The sequence below is a fragment of the Burkholderia sp. Ax-1720 genome (genome assembly GCF_011753035.1).
GTDB lineage: Bacteria > Pseudomonadota > Gammaproteobacteria > Burkholderiales > Burkholderiaceae > Burkholderia > Burkholderia gladioli.
On sequence record NZ_VWWK01000364.1, the window covers coordinates 1 to 2438 of the forward strand.

The window sequence follows — 2438 nt, forward strand, 5'->3', positions numbered from 1 at the left end:
CCGGCTTCGGCCAGCCAGGTCGGCCAGTCCGACGCGAATACCGAGGCCGCGCGCGCGGCCAACCGCGCCACCGCCCAGGTATCGGGCCAGGGCTCGCAGGCCAGCCGCTTCCGGCCGTCCTCGCAGACCGCGCCGTCCGCGCCGACGCCGGGCGGCCTGCCGCCGGGAGCGAGCCCGGCGATCCAGCCGCAGTTCCAGTTCCATCGTCCGCCGCAGCCCACCGCGCCGAGCGACGGCAGCCAGCCGGTCGGCCCGCAGGGCTCCGACCAACTGCCGAACCAGCCGCTGACGGCGCCGCCGACCGATATCTCGGCGCCGCCGAACTCGAACTGAGCGGGCAGACTACCCAGACGGGCGGCTTCGGCCGCCCGGTTCGTTTCCGCCCCCGCGGGCGCTGGATCCGGCGGTCGCGCGAAGCCTTCACGTTTTCAAGCTCATCAAGCAGATACGCAACACGACCATGAAAATTGCCATTGCCGGTGCATCGGGCCGTATGGGCCGGATGCTGATCGAAGCGGTGCTCAACGACGCCGACGCCACCCTGGTCGGCGCGCTCGGCCGTCCGGGTTCCGCCCACCTGGGCCAGGACGCGGGCGCCTTCCTCGGCAAGCCGACCGGCGTCGCCATCACCGACGACGTCGAGCGCGTGTTCGCCGAGGCCGACTGCCTGATCGACTTCACGCGGCCCGATACCACGATCGGCTATCTCGACGCGGCGCGCCGCCATGGCGTCAAGCTGGTGATCGGCACCACCGGCTTCAGCGAGGCGCAGAAGGCGCAGTTGCGCGAGGCGGCGAGCCAGGTCGGCATCGTGTTCTCGGCGAACATGAGCGTGGGCGTGAACGTCACGCTGAAGCTGCTCGAATTCGCCGCCAGGCAATTCGAGCAGGGTTACGACATCGAGATCATCGAGGCGCATCACCGCCACAAGGTCGATGCGCCCTCGGGCACCGCGCTGATGATGGGCGAGACCGTGGCCGCCTCGCTGGGTCGCAAGCTCGAGGATTGCGCGGTCTACGACCGCCACGGCGAGACCGGCCCGCGCGATCCCTCGACGATCGGCTTCACGGCGATTCGCGGCGGCGACATCGTCGGCGATCACACCGTGCTGTTCGCCGGCATCGGCGAGCGTATCGAGATCACCCACAAGTCCTCGAGCCGTGTCTCGTATGCGCAGGGTTCGATGCGCGCGGTGCGCTTCCTGGCCGACAAGCCGGCTGGGCTGTTCGACATGCAGGACGTGCTCGGCCTGCGCTGAGCCGCAACCCCGGGAGGCGCGCATGGCGACGGAAACCGGCGTAGTCCACTATCTGGCGAGCGGCGATGCCGTCACGCACGGCGTGGCCTGGCTGCTGTTCGCGATGTCGGTCGCGAGCTGGTGCTTCCTGCTGGTGAAGGCCTGGACGCTGGCGCGCGCGAAGCGCCAGGGCCCGGGGGCGATCGCCGCGTTCTGGCGCGCCGGCTCGTTCGACGAGGGGCTGGCCGCGCTGCGCTCGGCTGATCGCGAGCGGGTGTTCGCGCCGCTGGCCGAGGCCGCGCGGGAAGCGGCCGACGCCGCGCCCAGCCTGCTCGGGGCGCGCGTGGAGCGCGGCGAGCGCGTGCTGCGCGCGGTGCGCCAGGCGATGCGCGGCTCGCAGCGCCGGCTCGAATTCGGCCTGGTGCTGCTGGCCTCGATCGCCAGCACGGCGCCCTTCGTCGGGCTGCTCGGCACCGTATGGGGCATCTATCACGCGCTCGGCAGCATCGCCGAGAGCGGCCAGGCGCAGATCGGCAACGTGGCCGGCCCGGTCGGCGAAGCGCTGATCATGACCGCCTTCGGCCTGGTGGTGGCGATCCCGGCCGTGCTCGCCTACAACCTGCTCGGGCGCCTGGTGCGCCAGCTGAGCGAGGATCTCGACGGCTTCGCGCGCGACCTGCATGCCACGGCGGGCGGCGAGCCCGGCGGCGAAGCGGGCCAATCAGCCGGCGACGGCGCCTGACACGGGAGGCGAGATGGCATTCGGCGGACTCGATCACCAGGAAGCGGCCGCGCCGATGGCGGACATCAACATGACGCCGCTGATCGACGTGATGCTGGTGCTGCTGGTGATCTTCATCATCACCGCGCCGCTGCTCACGCACGCGATCCGGCTCGACCTGCCGAAGGTCGCCTCGGCCAGCGCGCGCGAGCTGCCCGACACCATCACGCTGTCGATCGACGCCGACGGCCATCTGTTCTGGGACGCGACGCCGCTGAGCCAGGACGCGCTGGCGGCGCGCTTTCGCGCCGCCGCCGCGCAGCCGCAACCTCCCGAGCTGCATCTGCGCGCGGCCGCCTCGGCTCGCTACGAGGTGATCGCGCGCGTGATGGGCGCGGCTCAGGCGGCGGGCCTGTCGCGCATCGGCTTCGTCACCGATCCCGATGCGGCGGCCGCGCCGCCCGCGCGCGGAGGGGCTAC

Annotated in this window: 3 protein-coding genes and 1 pseudogene; all 4 read left to right on the forward strand. The window is 71.9% G+C overall.

The annotated features are described in order from the left end of the window. Positions 1 to 333, forward strand: a pseudogene (locus F3J18_RS36695) (outer membrane protein assembly factor BamE); the annotation flags it as partial. A 127-nt stretch (positions 334 to 460) separates the two neighbouring features. Beyond that, positions 461 to 1258 carry a 4-hydroxy-tetrahydrodipicolinate reductase gene (gene dapB / locus F3J18_RS36700; RefSeq protein WP_025096794.1) on the forward strand — a complete coding sequence of 266 codons (798 nt, stop codon included), beginning with the start codon at positions 461 to 463 and terminating at the stop codon, positions 1256 to 1258. Positions 1259 to 1280: 22 nt separating this feature from the next. After that, a complete protein-coding gene (locus tag F3J18_RS36705; RefSeq protein WP_025096793.1) occupies positions 1281 to 1979 on the forward strand; it encodes a MotA/TolQ/ExbB proton channel family protein in 699 nt (232 codons plus the stop codon). 13 nt (positions 1980 to 1992) lie between these two features. Beyond that, on the forward strand, positions 1993 to 2438 hold a 446-nt coding region (locus F3J18_RS36710; protein ID WP_166917035.1), incomplete at its 3' end, for a biopolymer transporter ExbD.

Excerpts from the sequence above, each read along its gene's own strand:
- F3J18_RS36705 (WP_025096793.1), top strand. The coding sequence starts at position 1,281 with ATGGCGACGGAAACCGGCGTAGTCCACTATCTGGCGAGCGGCGATGCC.
- dapB (WP_025096794.1), top strand. The coding sequence starts at position 461 with ATGAAAATTGCCATTGCCGGTGCATCGGGCCGTATGGGCCGGATGCTG.